This is a genomic window from Microbulbifer salipaludis, assembly GCF_017303155.1.
GTDB lineage: Bacteria > Pseudomonadota > Gammaproteobacteria > Pseudomonadales > Cellvibrionaceae > Microbulbifer > Microbulbifer salipaludis.
The window spans coordinates 1,063,434-1,081,478 of the sequence record NZ_JAEKJR010000002.1 but is presented as its reverse complement, the minus strand read 5'-3'; the positions used below and the strand labels follow the sequence as shown (position 1 = coordinate 1,081,478).

General features: G+C 57.4%; 13 protein-coding genes. 1 reads left to right on the top strand and 12 read right to left on the bottom strand.

Translation table 11 applies throughout. The features are described from left to right. Nucleotides 1-52: 52 nt before the first annotated feature. Nucleotides 53-685 carry a class I SAM-dependent methyltransferase gene (locus tag JF535_RS10245; RefSeq protein WP_207001813.1) on the top strand — a complete coding sequence of 211 codons (633 nt, stop codon included), beginning with the start codon at nucleotides 53-55 and terminating at the stop codon, nucleotides 683-685. On the opposite strand, the gene JF535_RS10240 is transcribed toward JF535_RS10245, so the two are convergent. The 12 genes from JF535_RS10240 to JF535_RS10185 form a co-directional block, all read right to left on the bottom strand. Beyond that, a complete protein-coding gene (locus tag JF535_RS10240) occupies nucleotides 611-1,744 on the bottom strand; it encodes a prenyltransferase/squalene oxidase repeat-containing protein (RefSeq protein WP_207001811.1) in 1,134 nt (377 codons plus the stop codon). The two genes, JF535_RS10245 and JF535_RS10240, sit on opposite strands and share 75 nt — an antisense overlap. Next, on the bottom strand, nucleotides 1,741-2,526 hold the full coding sequence (locus JF535_RS10235) for a class I SAM-dependent methyltransferase (RefSeq protein ID WP_207001810.1): 786 nt from the start codon (nucleotides 2,524-2,526) through the stop codon (nucleotides 1,741-1,743). Before JF535_RS10235 ends, JF535_RS10240 begins: the two co-directional genes overlap by 4 nt. Then, complete coding sequence (locus JF535_RS10230) at nucleotides 2,526-3,929, bottom strand: glycosyltransferase family 4 protein (RefSeq protein ID WP_207001808.1); 1,404 nt, start codon at nucleotides 3,927-3,929, stop codon at nucleotides 2,526-2,528. The genes JF535_RS10235 and JF535_RS10230 overlap by 1 nt, the downstream gene beginning before the upstream one ends. 253 nt (nucleotides 3,930-4,182) lie before the next feature. Continuing rightward, nucleotides 4,183-4,965 (bottom strand): OmpW/AlkL family protein, encoded by a 783-nt coding sequence (locus JF535_RS10225; RefSeq protein WP_207001806.1) that lies wholly within the window; start codon nucleotides 4,963-4,965, stop codon nucleotides 4,183-4,185. Nucleotides 4,966-5,333: 368 nt separating this feature from the next. Then, nucleotides 5,334-6,719 carry a glutamine synthetase family protein gene (locus tag JF535_RS10220; RefSeq protein WP_207001804.1) on the bottom strand — a complete coding sequence of 462 codons (1,386 nt, stop codon included), beginning with the start codon at nucleotides 6,717-6,719 and terminating at the stop codon, nucleotides 5,334-5,336. A 44-nt stretch (nucleotides 6,720-6,763) separates the two neighbouring features. Next, nucleotides 6,764-8,113 carry an aspartate aminotransferase family protein gene (locus JF535_RS10215; protein ID WP_207001802.1) on the bottom strand — a complete coding sequence of 450 codons (1,350 nt, stop codon included), beginning with the start codon at nucleotides 8,111-8,113 and terminating at the stop codon, nucleotides 6,764-6,766. A gap of 354 nt (nucleotides 8,114-8,467) precedes the next feature. Further along, entirely contained in the window at nucleotides 8,468-9,778 is a 1,311-nt protein-coding gene (locus JF535_RS10210) for a cyanophycinase (RefSeq protein WP_207001800.1), read from the bottom strand. After that, nucleotides 9,775-10,173, bottom strand: a complete 399-nt coding sequence (locus tag JF535_RS10205) for a helix-turn-helix domain-containing protein (RefSeq protein ID WP_207001798.1) — start codon at nucleotides 10,171-10,173, stop codon at nucleotides 9,775-9,777. The genes JF535_RS10210 and JF535_RS10205 overlap by 4 nt, the downstream gene beginning before the upstream one ends. Before the next feature lie 21 nt (nucleotides 10,174-10,194). Beyond that, entirely contained in the window at nucleotides 10,195-11,367 is a 1,173-nt protein-coding gene (iadA, locus tag JF535_RS10200) for a beta-aspartyl-peptidase (protein WP_207001796.1), read from the bottom strand. Between the two features lie 17 nt (nucleotides 11,368-11,384). Further along, complete coding sequence (gene yfcC, locus JF535_RS10195; protein WP_207001794.1) at nucleotides 11,385-12,911, bottom strand: putative basic amino acid antiporter YfcC; 1,527 nt, start codon at nucleotides 12,909-12,911, stop codon at nucleotides 11,385-11,387. 81 nt (nucleotides 12,912-12,992) lie between these two features. Beyond that, the gene (locus JF535_RS10190) at nucleotides 12,993-15,857 is read right to left on the bottom strand and encodes a TonB-dependent receptor domain-containing protein (protein ID WP_207001792.1); all 2,865 of its coding nucleotides are present in this window, start codon (nucleotides 15,855-15,857) and stop codon (nucleotides 12,993-12,995) included. 746 nt (nucleotides 15,858-16,603) lie between these two features. Beyond that, nucleotides 16,604-18,028, bottom strand: coding sequence for a Type 1 glutamine amidotransferase-like domain-containing protein (locus tag JF535_RS10185; RefSeq protein ID WP_207001790.1), 1,425 nt, complete (start codon nucleotides 18,026-18,028; stop codon nucleotides 16,604-16,606). Between the last annotated feature and the right edge of the window lie 17 nt (nucleotides 18,029-18,045).

The window sequence follows — 18,045 nt, the reverse complement described above, 5'->3', positions numbered from 1 at the left end:
CTCGGTACTGTCTTGCGCTATTCAATCAGCCACACAGCAGACCATAAACACTATGGAAATTTCCCATCCCATCGACTTACCCCTCGACATTCACACCGTGAAGGGCTTTCTCGACCCGGTAGAGGGCGAAGCACTCTACCGCCTGGCAGCGGAAGCCAGCGACCTGGGGCCCGCACTGGAAGTCGGCAGCTACTGTGGCAAATCCACGGTGTATCTCGGCAGCGCCTGCAAGCTGATGAACAACTCACTGTTCGCCATTGATCACCATCGCGGCTCGGAAGAACACCAGCCCGGCGAGGAGTACCACGACCGGGAACTGTTTGACGATCGCAGCCAGCTGATGGACAGCTTTCGCAGTTTCCGCGCCACAATGCGGGCCGCAGCGCTGGAGCAAAACGTGGTACCCGTAGTCGCCCCGTCAGCCGTAGCGGCCCGTCACTGGAACACGCCACTGGGGCTGGTATTCATTGATGGCGGTCACTCGCGGGAGGCGGCACTCACCGATTACCGCAGCTGGAGCCGGCACATTGTGCCCGGTGGTTACCTGGCGATTCACGATATCTTCCCCAACCCGGAAGACGGCGGTCAGGCACCCTATGAAATTTATCAGCTAGCGCTGGCTTCCGGTCAGTTCGAGCGGGTGGAGATGGTCAAGACGCTGGGTATTCTGCGGCGTATCCAGTAACTCTACCCGGGTAAACAGGGTGCTGGCGGGCGTAAGCCCCGCCAATGCATCCGCCGCGAGCAACATGGCGCCGACCGTCCAGGTGGTTTTTTCCTCTGGCCACACGGCGCTGTCGCGATAGACGTAGCCGGTCCAGTAGCCGCCATCGTTATCCTGCCAGCGATGCAGGCCGCGGTAGAGGGTGTGCGCTTTTGCCACTTCACCAGCTGCCAGCAACGCCATGGTGAGCTCGCAGGATTCGGCCACGGTTACCCAGGGCTCATCGTTGACACAGCGGCAGCCCAACCCCGCCACCACAAACTCCTCCCACTTCGCCTGCAGCCGCGCCTTCGCACCGGCACCCTCGATGGCGCCGGTCAATACCGGATAGAACCAGTCCATAGAGAAGCGCGCCTTGCTCTCCCAGGTGCGATCGAAGCGCTGAGGCTTGTGGCGCAGTGCATCCCCCAGACGTTGCCGCGCAATCCGCCAGTCCGGGCGATCCTGTTCAAGGACGACGGCGATGTTGATGCCACATTCAAGGCTTTTATAAATTGAGGAGCAGCCGGTAATCAGTGCGTCCATCAGAGGCTCGCCCTGCCCGTCTACCGCCCACTGGATTTCGCCGTGCTCAGACTGTAGCGCCAGTACAAAGGTGAGGGCCTTTTCTACCATCGGCCAGTAGCGACGGAGAAAACTCTGGTCCCGGGTAATGAGGTAATGATGCCAAATACCCGTGGCGATATAGGCCACGAAGTTGCTCTCGCGGCGCTCCCGGTTGTCTACCTGGCCATCTTTATAAGCTGCCCACCAACTGCCATCGTCCAGTTGTAGGCTGGCGAGCCAGGCGTAGGCTTTTTCCGCCGCGGTATATTCACCGGCAATACTGAGCCCCATGGCGGCTTCCACATGATCCCATGGGTCTGCGTAGTGCCCATCGAACCAGGGTATGCACCCGTCCGCTCGCTGACGCGCGAGAATATAATCTGCGCTCTGACGAACGAACCCCTGCGGAAAAATACTTGGCTGATGGTCCGTGCCCGTCGCCGCACCCGTCGTCTCACCCGAGAAGAGACTCATGCCACCTCCCTCCGGTCTGCGCTGGACGAGGTTTCGCTTGCCTGTGGCGCAGGTGCCATGTTCGCTGCCTTCACCGATGCTGGCTTCACAAAATAAAGCGCAATACTTTTACCGAGAAGTGGATTGAGCAGTTTTTCCATCCAGCGGGTCACGCGGGGCTTTTGCATCATGTCCCACACCAGCAACCGGTGGTAAGCAGACACCAGGCGGTGATCGTCTCGCCCCCAGAAAAGGCACTTGAGCCACCAGAAAGGCGCATGCAAGGCATGTGCTTTATGACGGGCGAAATACTGCTGTCCCAGCGCCTCAATACTTTTACGCAATTGCTTTTCACGAAAAATTCGGATGTGCCCGCCTTCCACCTGATGATAGGCATCTGAGAGCTTCCAGCAGACCCATTCAGGGAAAAATGCCGGGACGGTTGCGGCGAAAATGCCGGATGGCTTGAGTACCCGATTGATCTCCTGCAACACACCGTGGTAATCCTCGATATGCTCCAGCACTTCCGAGCAGATCACCACATCAAAAAATTGGTCGGCAAAAGGCAACTGTAATGCGTTGCCAACACCAAACTGCAGGCGCCCTGTGCCGTGCCCGGCACCTTGAAATTCAGCAGCGCGCTGTTGCGCGGTAGTGATATCCCGCTCACTCAGGTCTATGCCAAAAATATCAACGTCATCCGTCAACATCAGGTGAATGGCATGGCGACCTTCGCCACACCCCAGGTCGAGTACCCGCTGACCCGAGGTCAGATTCAGCAGTGCCGGGTCTACAGTGATCATCAGGCCGCCTCCCCCTGGTTTTTCGGGTTTGGTGCATCGCCCGGTTGGGAAGCGGCGCGATTTGCAGGACGCTGCTCAACAAGCCCGGCGAGGGCAATCCGGTGCTCCGTGTCCGACTGTGCCTGCGCACTCTGACCGATAATCTCCCGGTAGTAGGATTCCAGATGTTTTGCCGCTACCTGCCAGGAAAATGTTTCTTCGATACGCCGACGCCCGGCCTGGCCGAGCGACGCACGCAAATCATCATTCGCCAGAAGCTGTTCGATCGCGCGCGCCAGAGCGCCGCTGTCACCGGCTGGCACTACGAGCCCCGCGTCGCCAACGACCTCGGGCAGCGCTCCGCCATCACTGGAAATTACCGGCACACCACAGGCCATGGCCTCGCCGGCCGGCAGACCGAAACCTTCATACAGTGAGGGGCAGACCACCATCGCTGATGCGGTGTAATGCGCAACCATCTCCTGATTCGAGATTCCCGAGACAAAACGCACCGCGGACTGCAGCCCAAGCTCTTGCAGTAACCGCGCAGTGTCGCCACCCTCGCGCAATTTGCCCACCACCAGTAACTTCAGCTTAGGGTGCCTCGCGCGCAGCAGTGCCAACGCCTGCAACAGAAAGCGCAACCCCTTGAGTGGCTGGTCTGCGGAGGCGGTCGTCATAATCTGCCAGGGATCTGGCGCTTTCTGTGGCTGCGGTGCAAACAGCTCGGTATCGATACCGTTGTAAATCAGCTTCAGGCGGGATGGCGAAACGCCAAACTGTTCGACAATATCGTTAAACGACTGCGTGGAAACGGTGACGATATGTTGCAGACGCCGGGAAACCTTTATCTGCATGTTGAGAAAACTGTGCCAGCGGCGCACCAGCAGGCGATAGAACCAGTCTGGCGCCGCGTCAATCGCCAGTTGGCGGTCGCGGGTAATGGGGTGATGAATCGTGGCAACCACCGGAAGCCCCTGCTTTTCAATCGCCAGCAGGCCATAACACAGCGACTGGTTGTCATGTACCACGTCGTACTGACTGCCGTGGGTGCGTAAATAATGGGCGACGCGGCGGCCAAAGCTGTACGGCTCGGCAAACGCACCGGTCAGCTTGCCAAACCATTCGTAACAGTCTGCCCAACTCAACAGGTGCCTGGGGCGCAGCGCCCGGGTGGGATGCGGGTGTTCATAGAGATTCAGGCCCGGCATCTTGATCAGGCGCACTCGGGGATCCAGCTCCGGATACGGCTGGCCGGAAATCACATCAACCTTGTGCCCCGCCTCAACCAGCGCCTTGCTCAGGTAATAAAGGTAAACCCCCTGGCCGCCACAGTGGGGATGGCTCCGGTAACCCAGCAGGCAGATATTCAGTGGCCGCGACTGGGCCGATGGACCGTCTGTACGATTTCCCAAGGCGGTCATAGTTTCCCCGTAGTTATTGTTTTGGCGAACACAAACAAAGCGCGGGCGCCGAAAGAGGCGAAGAATACACCGGCAAAGAAATGACTACCAGACAGAAACCGTCCACACCGAAGGCGAAACGACTCAACCTCCGCGCCAAAGGCAGCGGCGGATATACGGGCAGGAGCGGACAAAAATCCGGCTACGACGACAAAGCCCCGGCCTCGTCACGGGGACGAGAGCCGGGGCAATGATGTCTGGAGCATTTGTCAGATCAGAAGCTGAACTTGTAGCCTACGCCCAGATTAAAGATCCAGGAATCCATTTCCAGGTCATCTTTATAGCGAATGGTATCCAGCACCAGGCCATTGCTCAGGACGACATCATCCACGCCCACTTCGATTTCGGGGTCCGCATCGATGTACATGGCCGAGGCGTTAAACAACCAGTTGGCATCGCGGCCAAACTCGATATCCACGCCCACCTGCGCAGTCCAGCCAAACGAGCTGCCGAAATTCACCAGACCGTAATTGATGTCCTGATCGCGGAATACCGGACGCAGGAAATCCTGCTCGATATCGGTGTAATTCACGCCGACACCAATGTAGGGCTGCACCCAGGACTCCACACACACCGGATACCAGTTCGCGTAGAGACTGGTGACATTGGTTTCAAAGTCCCCCAATCCGTCCGAACTGCGAATATCGAAGTCATCGGAAATTGCGAAGGTGCTGTATGTGGCATCCAGGTCAGCACTGTTCATGTGGTAGAGCTCGACCGCCCAATGATCCACCACAAAATAGGTACCATTAATGAACCAAGTGGTGTCGTCGTCCAGGTCCAGAGCGTCGCCGACCTGCACCGGGACAGTCAACGCCGGATCATTGGGGTCCGGCACCAGCACAACGGCGGACTCGGAAAAAACCGAATCATCGGTTTCTATATAAGCCGCACCAATCCGCACAATAAAATCACCGCCATTAAAGTCGGCAAATGCCGGCGAGGTCGCGCTGGCGGCAGCAATAGCCAGCGGTAAAAGAAGAGACTTGGTTCGCATGGGTAACTCCTTGTATCTCTGAAATGCTCCATAGCCGCCCTGAGCCACTGACTAAAGTGTGACCCGTGCGTGCGGTTAGTTTCAGTATAGGTGGAGTTTTCCGGAAAACAGCAAGTACTGCCTAAGGTTTAGCCGACAAATGGGAAGAAATTTCTGCAAGAATATTTCGCCCAAAAAAAATGCCCGCCAATAGGCGGGCTAGTTTTCTCGAACACACTTTCAGGAGGAGAGTTTGCGACGCGCTGTGTACGCAAGTCCACAGCTGTCTGAATTAGGTATAGCAGAGCATTTGCAGCTACCAACCAGGCTGTCATCAAAGCCGTTGATTAGCGGTCGCAATCCACGCCTGAAGACAACCTGGCACCCAATCAGACGCGCTGCAGGTAACTCTGGTACTCCACGTCCGTGACCCGCGCGGCAATTTCCGCCTGTTCCTGCCGCTTGAGCAGCACGAACAGCTCGACAAATTCCGGATCGAGATACTCTCTCCACAGGGCACTCTCGGCGAACCGGTTGAGTGCGCCACTCCAGGTATTGATCAGCTGTTCACTCTCTACCTGATAGGCATCGCCTTCCACCGGCGCCGGAGGCTGGAGCTTGTTTTCCAGGCCATGGCAGACACCGGCCAGAATGGCGGCCAACACCAGATAGGCGTTCACATCGGCACCGGCAATCCGGTGCTCGATCCGCCGTGCTTTGGCTTCACTGGCCGGAATGCGGAAAGTCACCGTGCGATTGTCATAGCCCCAGCACAGGTTGAGCGGCGCGTGGCTACTCTCCTGAAAACGACGATAGGAGTTTGCGTGCGGAGCAAAAATCGCCATCGCATCATTGGCCGTGGTCATCATGCCGGCAACCGCGTGGCGCAATAACTCGGAACCCTGTTCGCTCCCATCGTCGAAGACGTTGTTTCCTTCGCTGTCGACCAGGCTCATATGTACGTGCATACCATTGCCGGCAAGCTCACCGAAGGGCTTGGCCATAGCACTGACGCGCAGGCCATGGCTGCGAGCCACACCTTTCAGCAGGCGCTTGAACAGCAGGGTCTGGTCGGCGACCTTCACCGGGTCGTCGCAGTGGAGCAGATTGATTTCAAACTGCCCCGGCGCGCACTCGGACAGGATCGAGTCGGCGGGGATGCCCTGCGCCTCACAGGCAGCACGCACATCGGCAAAAAAGTGCCGTTGGGCGTCCAGCTCTGCAAGGTCGTATACGTCCGTGGACGGAACCAGATCGGAGTCATTGTCGCTGACCGGGCGCGGGCGCCCCAGCTCATCGGCGTCTTCCCGCAGCAGATAAAACTCCAGCTCGGTCGCGCACACGGCCTTGTAGCCAAGGCTGCCCAGGCGATCCACCACCTTCTGCAATTGCGCGCGCGGGTCGGCATACAGGTCCGACCCATCGGCTTCAAACAACTGCATGTGCAGCTGTGCGGTCTGCTCCCGATGCCAGGGTGCCAGGCAAAGCGCCGACACCGGCTGACAAACCCCGTCGCTGTCACCACTGGCAAATACCAGTGGGCTGTTTTCAATATCGCGCCCCCAGATATCGAGGCTCACCGCGCTGCGGGGCATTTGCAAACCACCGCCCAGCAGTTTCCTGGCGGAGTCTGCGGGTAGCCACTTGCCGCGCGGCACGCCGTTAATGTCGAAAGCAAAGCCCTCGATCCACTTGAGGTCCGGGTGCGCCTCGAGAAACGCTTCCGAATCCGAGAGCAACTGGGCGGACGGCTGATATTGTTCTTGTGCTGCCATAAATCGATTCACACTAATGGAAACTGTACGTGGCCCCGGGCGGGTTACGCCATGGCCCGAGCGGTATCATCCAGCGCACGGTGCGCCTTTTCCACCAGCTCGTCAATCTGTTCCGTCGTCAGAATCAGCGGCGGAGCAATGATCATGGTGTCGCCAGTAGCGCGCATGACCAGACCGTTCTTGATGCTCATATCACGGCACACTGCACCGGCGGTGCACTTGTCGTCGAAACGTGCGCGGCTGCCCTTGTCTTTCACCAGCTCCAGGGCGCCTACAAGTCCGAGGCTGCGCGCCTCACCCACAATGGGATGTTCCGCCAGTTCTGCCCAACGCTTGGCCAGGTAAGGCCCGGTATTATCACGGACGTTCTCGATGATTTTTTCATCGCGCAGGATATTGATGGTGGCAATGCCAGCCATACAGGCCGCCGGGTGAGCGGAGTAGGTATAACCGTGGGTAAATTCGCCACCTTTGGACTTGATGACGTCGGCAACGCGATCGCTCACCATGGTACCGCCCAGCGGGAAGTAACCGTTGGTCACCGCTTTGGCGAAGGTCATCAGGTCCGGCTGCATGCCGTAGTAGTCTGCACCAAACCACTCACCGGTGCGCCCGAAGCCGAAGATCACTTCGTCCATCACCAGCAGGATGTCGTACTGATCCAGAATTTTTTTGATTTCCGGCCAGTAGGTCTCCGGGGGAATGATCACGCCACCGGCACCCTGAATCGGCTCGGCGATAAAGGCCGCTACCTTGTCCGGACCCAGCTCCTGAATCTTCTCATCCAGACAGCGCGCCGCATGTACACCGAATTCTTCCGGTGACATGTCGCCACCCTCACCAAACCAGTACGGCTGTTGAATATGTTCGATGTAGTCCAGCGCCTGGAACTGCTTATGCATACCGCTCATGCCGCCGAGGCTGGCGCCACCAATGGTGGAACCGTGATAACCATTCTTGCGGGAAATCACAATGCGTTTTTCGGGCTGCTCTTTGAGGTCCCAGTAACGGCGGATGATGCGCAAGTTGGTGTCGTTCGCTTCACTACCGGAACCGGTGAAGAAGACATTGTTCATCCCCGCCGGGGTCACGTCCGCCAGCATGTCAGCAAGCTCGATGGACGGTACGGTGGTGCACTGGAAAAAGCTGTTATAGAACGGCAGCTTGTTCAGCTGTTCGTAGATGGCCTCACTGATCTCGCGGCGGCTGTACCCCAGGTTACAGCACCACAGGCCAGACATACCGTCCAGCATCTGGTGGCCATCAATATCATTGATGTAGGCGCCTTCGGCACTGGTGATCACCCGGGTGCCCTGATTGCCCAGATCGTGGAAATCGGTAAACGGGTGCAACAGGTGCTCGCGGTCATGTTGTTGTAACTGGCTCTTGTTCATGAACTCACTCCTGATTCATAGACCCCCTGCGATAACCCACAGGGCGGCGCTGCAAAATGTGATCACATTTTAGGGGCAAGAATAGAAACAGTGCAACCGCTATTGATCCGGGAAGCGGGCTTTACCGGGCTGCAGTGACACGATTGGCTCTAGCGTAGCGCCGATTGCAGAGCAGTAGTTGCGCGCTTTTTGTGCAAATCAATGACAGAAGAGCAGAAAGTGAGGACAGAATGGGTGGGAGAGTGAAGCGGACGTGTGACCGACAGGTTGCGGGACCAGACGGTCGAGGGCTGCGCCCGGCGACCGCCTTGGATCGAAGTTACAAAAGGAAGCTATAAATAGAAACTTCCCGCCTTAACGAGCAGAGGTAATCGCAACGGACACCGGCTCGATATCCATGACCACCCCGACCAGCGAGTACTGATCCTTGGTACCGGAACCGTAGCGCCAATAGCCCAGGGACTCGTCCGTTTGTCGAAAGCGGTACAGCACACCACGCCCGGTTTGTTCGTCAAAGGAATAGCGCCGCAGCTCACGCATCTCGCTGTTGTCCAGCAGGGAAAACCCGAGCAGCTGATCCAGGCGCGGATTCGCCAGCGCAAAGCCTCCGCCCTGCGTCGCACGATACCCAAAGGCTTCACTGCCCGTTGTCTGGCTGCCGCCCGCCACCACTTTGCCATCACTCCAGTGCAGTCGGTCGCCGGCACTCAGTACGCTGAGCTCTACGCCGCGTACCGCAAATGCCCCCTCAGCCTCACTGTCATCACTAAAGTGGGCATTGCGAGCATCGGCAACAACCAGGTTACCCGCACCCAGTACCTGCATGAATTTACCGTCAAGGTTCACCAGCAGCGCGGTATCTTCATCCACACCGAAGCCGATCCGCCCGATGGGCTCTGCACTATGGCCCAGAGCCCGCACCAGGCGCCCAAGCCGTGCCTTGCGATCAAAGTGCTGATCCACGATTCCCACCGGCAGAAAACCCAGACCGCGGCTAAGCAGCAACTGGCCGGACTCCTGGCTTTCCATCCCCACGTATTCATCTGTCGCGGGCAAGGTCAACGCGCTCAGTGAATCTCCGGCCGCGATCATGCTGTGACTCATAATCGCTGCACCGGCACTGGTACCACCAATCACCGCACCGCGCGAAAGCTGTGTGCGAATGGCCGCAAGGACGGGGGTGTCGGTACCTTCCTGATCGAGAAGCGTATCGGTGGTTCTGGTCTGGTCGCCGCCCACAAACCAGATGCCTCCCACGTCCTGCAGACTTTCCGCAAGCGCCTCGTCGCTCCCACCGTTGCGCCATTGGCTCTCATCCACAGACTCGGTGGACGGGTCGTCTTTCACCGCAATCGGCAGTACGCGTACCTCGCCGGTAAATCCGAATGCCCGCAGATCATCGGTAAACTGCTGCGCGTAATGCGCGGGCCGTCCGGAAGCCGCTGGCACGATGGCAACATTCGGGTACGCCGCGGGAATCGCATCGATAAAAGCCTGGTACACCGCCTGGTTATCACTGCGCAGGGCGCCACCGACAATCAACAGGTGGCCGGATTGACTGGCGGGCCTGGTTTCAGCCTGCGTCGCCGTATTTTCCGCACCGCAACCCAGCGTAACAAACAGCGCTGCAACCAGTAATAACCGAATGGCGCTCGAACAATTCACACACATAATTCCACTCGTAAATAATCCGACTTTGTCGGGCGGAAACAGAAATAACCCGCAGCCTCTGCGCGCGTAGCCAGCATGCGCTCGGCGCGGGGGCTACGCCCGTAGGTATCGCGGAAAGCACGGCTGAAATGAGACGCCGAACGGAATCCGCATTGCAACCCCACCTCTTCGACACTCAGGGCACTCTCAAACAACAGCGTGCGCGCCCGCTGCAAGCGCAGTTCACGGTAATATCGCGCCGGCAGCACTCCCTTAAAGCGGCAAAAAATACGTTCCAGCTTCTTGACCGAAATTTCCAGATACGCCGCAAGCTCTCCGGTGCGCAACGGTTCGGAAAGATTGTTGCGCATCAATACTAATGCCTCGTCCAACAGTTGCTGATCTTGCAATGTCGTCATCCACTCCTCCCACTAATCAAAGCATCGCGCAGTGCGAAGCTGGCGATCAAACATCTGCCAGCGCCCCTGCGCCATGACATGGGTGATCTGGAATCGCTGTGGATCTACCAGCATCAGATCCGCGTCGCGGCCGGAAGCCACCTGCCCCTTGTGCTTGAGCCCCAAGGCCCGCGCCGGGTTACTGGAAACCGCCTGCAGTGCCCGTGACAATTCCACGCCTTCGTCCTGCACGGCCCGGCGGAACTCCTCAAACAGGCTGGCAATCGAGCCCACTTCAATGTCCTGCAACTCGCCGAGATCGCAAAAATTAGTGAGTGATCCCTGGGCATCCGAAGAAAAGGTCAACTGGTCAATAGGCGCACCCAGCTCCAGCGCAACAGCCAGAGCCTTGCTCGCACGCATCTCGCCACTGGCCAGGATTTCCTCCGTTGTCGACGTGGTGAAGTCGATGAAACCACCGGCGCGAGCAAATGCCACACCGTGCTCCAGCAGGGACTGATTGCGGTTCATGTGCGTCGGGTAAAACTGGGTGATGGGTATTTCAGAGTGCTCCACAACATCAAACAATGGTTGCAGCCGGCCCGCTCCATCGCCCACATGCACACTGACCACACCACCCTTACCGCTCAGAAGGCCGGCCACCCGCGCATCCGCAGCAATACGGACCAGTTCATCGCGGGTGGGATGGGACGATCGGTGATCGGAAATCGCCAGTTCACCAACACCAATCATGTTGTCTATCAGCATGATGTCGCTGCGCACACTACCGGTCAGTGTGTTCACCGGCACCTGATAAGAACCTGTTTGTATAAAGCACGTGAGCCCCTGGGCTTCCAGTGCTTTGGCTTTACCGAACAGTTCGTTGAGCGTGCGCGTCATCGCATCGGTACCAAGGGCACCAATCACCGTGGTCACACCCGCCGCAAATGCCTCGCGGACATCCAGCTCCGGTGTGCGCGAGCCAAAGCCGGCCTCCCCGCCGCCGCCGCTGATATGAACCAGCGTATCTACCAGGCCCGGCATCAGCCAGGCACCATCGGCATCCACTACCTGGCCAATATCCTCCGGCAGACTCAGGTGCTGGTCGATTTTCGCCACCCGATTCCCCGCCACCAGGACATCACAGCGGCCGAGACCACGAGGCGCGAACACCTCTGCATTTTTTATCAGAGTTATTTGAGACATAAATAGCTGCTTGAAAGTTAGAAACCGGAAACCGCTGCCACCAGTACCGCCAGCGACGCAAACAGGAACAAAGCACCCTGTAACGGCAAGACAAAGCGAATCCACACACCCCAGTCCAGGCGTGCAGCGCCAAGGCAGCCCATCAGAGCTGCGGAGGTCGGAACAACGATGTTGGTCAGGCCGTCCCCCAACTGGAACGCCAGCACCGCCGTCTGTCGCGTGACACCGACCACATCCGCAAGCGGCGCCATGATCGGCATGGTCAACGCGGCCTGGCCGGATCCGGAAGTAATAAAGAAATTAAACACTGTCTGAAACACCAGCATGAACCAGGCGGAGACAGCGCCAGAAACATCTGCGAGGCCGTTACCCGCAGAATGCAGAATCGTATTCAGAATACTTGCGCCCTGAGGATCATCACCGCCAAGCAGCAGCACAATGCCTTTCGCAAACGCCACCACCATGGCCGCCGGCAACAGTTGCTGAGCGCCTTCTTTGAAAGCCGCCGCAGCCTTGTTCGCCGTCAGTCCGTTGAGGCCAAAGGCAATCGCCACAATGGCAATCACGATGCCCATAGTGAAAAACTGGCTGGCAATTTCCGGCAGGAAATAGCTGCGCTCAACAACGCCCCAGATCATCCATGCAATACCTGCGCAAAACAGCAGGAGCACCCAACCATCCCCTCGGGTCATCCTCTGCAGAGAGTGCGCAGACACCGACTTGTCGCGGAATACACGATCGGATTCATAGGCGAGTGATCGCTCAGGCTGCGACTGGATCCGCCGTGCGTAGTAGATGGTGTAGCCCGCCAGGCCACAGGTGGCGATGAGCCACAGCGCCATGCGCATGCCACTGCCGGACATTAGCGGTACACCCGCAATGCCCTGGGCAATACTCACCCCGAACGGGTTCATCCATGAGGTCGCAAACCCCACCTGAGTGGCAACATAAGTCACCAACAGTGCAGTAATACTGTCGTAGCCCATGGTGACCAGTAACGGCACCACAATCAGGGTAAACGGAATCACCTCTTCGCCCATGCCAAATACGGCACCACCCAGGGAAAAAAGGAAACACAGAATCGCCAGATAAAAGTGCCCCGCTTCACGATTGCGGGCAATCACCTGGAACAGACCGCGCTCCACGGAACCGCTGGCGAAAATCAGACCAAAGGCACCACCGGTCAGCAGAATAAAGGCGAAGACACCAATCGACGCGCCCCACTTGCTGCCGGACACCATTCCCTCAAACGCAAAATTGAGAAAACCGATACCACCACCTTCGGCAAACAGCGACATGCCCGCAGGCTCATCCGATACCCGCTGATAACTCGACGGATCAATCACCGTACGCTCAGTACCATTGACCATACTGGTCACAGTATCGAAGGTGCCCGCAGGGACCAGAAAGTTCAAAGCGAACGCGACCAGTGCCACCGCCAGCAATATCAGATAGGTATCCGGCATTGCCCAGGTTTTATTCACTGGCTGCTCCACATCACCGGTGGTGTTGCCACAGGTGGCTTGGGTATCGCTTGTCTGCATAGGAGTACACCGCAGTAAAAGGAATAGGATCGGCGGGTGCACACTGCGCACCCGCCGAGATCAGGTCCTGTGAGACGCCGATCAGAACGCGTAGCCGTAACTCAGGGTGTAGAAGCGCCCCATGGAGTCATGGTTGAAGTGATCCACGTTGGCACCGGTCCCCAGCACCAGCGGCGGCTCTTCATCCAGCAGATTCTTCACCCGCAGGCTCAACCAGCTGCCGTTGTCGAAGTCGCGCGCCACACTCAGGTCGAAGGTAAGCCAGCTGTCCACTTCCACGTTGCCCTCATCATCGAAGTCAACGCGAGACAGGAAGTACTCAGCGCCCGGCTCGAAGATAGCGTCCAGAGTGCGGGGGCTTGGGTCGTCGCGATAGCTATGGGTGTAGCGCGCAGAGAGGGTGGAGGACCAGTCCTCATAGCGCCAGCGCAGGGAGCTGTTGGCCAACCAGCGCGGATAGGTGTAATTACCGGCTTCGCTGACAATACCCAGGGCATCGGAAGGTAGCTTGTCGAATTCCGCCAGGTAAGTGCCATCCAGAGTGAAACGGAAACTGCCCCAGCTATCGGTTTCGAAATACTGAGTCAACGCCATGTCGATGCCGCTGGTCTTTTGCCAACCCAGGTTGGACAACTGGAAGTGGGCATCCACGACAAAACCGCCTGCCACCTCGAGGCCCGCCTGGCCGGTAGGCAGTTCACCCTCACCGACAATCGGGAAGTCACCATTGAAGGCACGCAGAATGAAATCGTCTTCTTCCACGCCGATCAGGTTCTCGTGCTCGATATTCCAGTAGTCAATACTGACTTCGGTATCCGCGGTGGGCTTCAGCAGGAAGCCAGCGCCCCATGTGGTCGCGGTTTCCGGTTTCAGATCATCGTTGCTTACCTCTTCAGAAAGCAGTGACTCACCGGACTCATCGATCAGGCCATCACAGGCGACCGGTGTTACGCTACAGTCAACCGCGTAACTGGACAGCAATGTGCCAGCACCGACCTGTGCCAGAGACGGAGCACGGAAAGAAGTGGACCAGTTACTGCGGAAAATAATCGCATCGTTGAATGCATGGCGCAGGGCGACCTTCGGGTTGGCGTCACCACCGAAGCTGTCGTAGTGGTCGTAACGCAGGGCCACCTGAAGTTCGGTGTTTGTCGCGAGCGGAATCATCTGCTCCATGTACACCGCCCACTGGTTGCGCGATGCGTCTGCAGAGGTGGAGCTGAAGCCGAGAATCGGCTCAGGATTCAATGTGGTGGAAACCGCATCGCCTGACGGAGTATCTACCACGGTTTCACGGCGGAACTCACCACCAAATGCGACCTGAATCGCGCCGGCCGGCAATTCGATCCAGCTGCCGGAGATATTCCCGTCGATAGCATACAGATTGGATTTACCACTGCGTTTCGCATCGGTGCGAATCAGGTCGTCCATTTCGGCGATTTGATCAATTTGGCCACCGAACGGATTGTACCAGGCAGTAGTTTTACCGAGATCTTCGCAAGTTTCACCTGCGCCAAAACTGGCACCTGGACGCGCAAAATCTACGTCCCAGCGATCGACAACCGAACCATCGGTGCACAAGTTACCAACACTTGCATTGTAGAAAGCGTCCGCCTTGTACAGCCCCGAAATACCGCGCTGTTCGGACTCACTGCGACCCATATTGGCTGCAACTTCCCAGTTCCAGTCCTCGATTTCACCACGAAGCCCAGATACGAGGCGCATGGATTCGCTCTCTACTTCCACGGCACGCGCATCAGGGAATTTTCCCCAGGCGAAAATCGGGTAACCGTAAAAATCACTAAAATCACTCGTCGGGTAATCCGGGTGGAAGGAGCCCTCTTCGACCAGGTCCGCTTTCAACCCTTCCGGCCAGTACGGATTTTCAGGGTCAAACGGTGCGCGAGAAAAATTCGCTGGGGAAGATGTGCCGCGCGACTCACTGGTTTGCAGCATCAAAGTATTGAACCACTCCAGACTATCGGAGATGTCGTAGTTGAAGGTTGCTACAACACTGGCACTTTCATACTCATCCTGGGTAGCGGAAACAGCATTGGTATTGAATTCGCAATAATCGCCGAAACTTCCGAAACCAAACTGGTCTTCTGGGCAGCCACCAGTCTCGGGGCGCTCGGTCTGGTCGTAATACGCGAGGAACAAGTCGTTAAAGCTCGGGTAAACACCCTGCTGGCTCGGACGCACGGAGTTGGCAGTCAGCTTGCGATCGCGATCATACATGGCGTTGCGGGAAAACAGGTCAACCACCACCATGGTGTGGCTATTCTCACCTTCACGGCCCCAGACCCAGTTCAGGTTGTATTTACCTTCATCACTGCCGGCGGTGGAGTTGCCGTGAGTCAGTGAAATTTCACTGCCAGTGAAATCATCACGCAGGACAAAGTTCACCACACCGGCCACGGCGTCAGCGCCATAGGTTGCCGCGGCACCGCTGGGCAGAACTTCGACGCGCTCTATCGCCGACAGCGGGATGGAGTTCACGTCGACAAAGGATTCCTGGCCTTTGGCGAAAGAGCTGACAGATACGCGGCGGCCATTCACCAGCACCAAGGTAGAGCTGGCACCGAGGCCGCGCAGGGAAACGCCTGCTGCACCTACTGGAGTGCTGCTGGACAGGGCGCCAGACGTGGCAGTGGAGAAAGTACCGCTGCCGCCGCCAGTCTGAGAGAGCTGTTGCAGGATTTCGATCGGTGAAGTTGCACCGGAGGCTTCGATATCCTCACGATTTATCTGCACCACCTGCACCGCACCTTCGGCATCCAGCCCTTTGATATGGGTACCGGTTACCACCACCTCTTCCACAGCGTCCGCCACTTCCGGCGCTTGCTGTGCAACGGCAAAGGCGCTACCGCTCAGCAGTGAGCAGCCCAGTGCCAGTCGGATGGCTTTGCTTAGGGGGGATCTAGTCAATTGGGTGTTGTTATCCATCTTATGTGCCCTCCAGGAATTATTCCTGTCTACGATTATTCTCTTGCGATGCTCTTTGATCGATCTTTCTTGCCAGACGGGCACACGAACAGAGTCGACGGCCTCAGTCGGGCAGAGGTTCGTTGAGGATGACGACCGGCGGCATTCCAGCGCGGCCCAACACTTGTATGAACAGCAACAGCAAAGCGTCACCAAGTTCAATACGCAGTGTGGATGGGGAGATAAGAACGGAAAAAACCGACTTATAGCTTCCTTGCGCCCGTGCGACGGACAGTGACCAGCAAGTACTGATCAATGACGTCACCGAGCCCCGGTCATACCGAGGTGGGGAAGCTACTCGTCAAACCACTCGCTGAGGTAGTAGTTGGAGGAGCAGCGCTCTATGGCAGCAATGTGATTCATTTTGCACTTAGCCCTGTACTTTCTTAGAACTTACCTTCCTAGATAAGTACGTTGCGCTGTTTTTCTGATGACAGGTCAGCTGTATACAACCTATTCCAGCCAAACCATGCCATATTTTTTATCACGGTGAAAAAATGCTGTAAACCATTTCTTTCACGGAATTTAGTTTGTGCGCAAATGGATGGGGCAGCCGAATAATCTGCAAAATTGAACCAATAGTCGCGATGATTATTTTGTGGCGAATACCGCAAACGAAAGCGCAAATAAAAAGGCCGGGAAAGAAATACTTCCCCGGCCTGCTCGATCAAGCAGTATTTTTCACCTAACGGCTACCAACCAAGGACTCACTGGTAAGGCTGGTTGATATAAAAGTTGGATGAACCTCCGTCAATACCGATCCGCTTCGGCGTGACATTCGTTGCACCGGTAGAGATATTGAACTGGTCAAACTCATCCAGACGGTAGCGCAGGACATTCTCGTAAATCACCGGCTGGCCACACTGCGCCTGGGTTCTTGAGGTCTGACCATCTTCCTGCAGGACGTACACACTGCCCGCCCCGTCAACCACACCGCTGCCGTCCGGCGTGAAGAAGATAGAAGTGGCCTCGTCGACACCGATACCCTGAATACCGTTCGGCAGTCCCGCCATAAAGGCCATCAAGCGACCCATACGGTCGCGCTCGGCGAAGTGAGTATCCACAATCAAGCCCTGCATGATGGGTGTACTGAGGAAGTTGGTGGAGATATTGATGTACTCGTGGCACAGGTCGGTGACCGCTTCGGAAGAGTAAGCACCCAGCACGCCGTCCGGATCATAGATATACTCTGACTGTACAGCCGCACCAGCGGAGGTGCCACCCAATACACCACCGCGCGCCATCACTTCATCCAGCGCCTGCTGCAACGCAGTACCTTGCCACTGGTTGAGATAATCCGACTGGTCACCACCGGCAATCCACACGAACTCGGCGGTGCGCACGGCCCAGGTCACGTACTCGTCATTGGCAAACTGTGTACGATCCACAATCAGCGTTTCCACAGAGTCTGCACCCAGCAGCCCCTGCAGATAGTCGTTGTAGCCGTCACTACCGCTGGTGCGCAGCACAACCACATCGCCACCACCAATCAGCGGCTCCACGCGACGGGTAAAGGCCGCATCCACATCGGTACCACCACCCATAACCAACAGGCCACCGGTTGCCTGATCGACACAGACGTCGGCTTCGCTTCCGGTTATGGCGCGGGTCAGGCCGCCGGGCTTGGTTGGGCGGGCGCCGAGGTCACAGTTACCGCCGCCACTGCTGCCTCCACTGCTGCCTCCACTGCTGCTACCGCCACCACTACTGCTACCGCCCCCACTGGACGAGGGGATACCGGCAACACTCAGGGTGTAGTCGCCACGACCGCTATAGCGGGTTACTTTCAGGGTATACAGACCATTGCCACCGACGCTGACACTGGCAGATTCCGGACGGTTACTGGTTTCCGCGCTGTACAGCCGCTGGGAGGTATCGTAAAGGTGCCAGTCGAAATCATCGCCACTGGAATGACTCAGGGAAATGTCCAGGTCAGCGGGAGCGTCGATATTGAAATAGTACCAATCCTGGTCCCGGCGATTGGCGATACCGCCGACTACAGACTGGCCGGAACAGATGGGACCATCTGCGTCGGACTCGGCGTCGTTCGATTCACTTTCCGCAGAAATACAAGCCAGTGCGCCGTGACTGAATGCGGATAACAGCAAGATTGATAACAGCTTGTTTCCCATGTGGGTCTCCTTGAGGT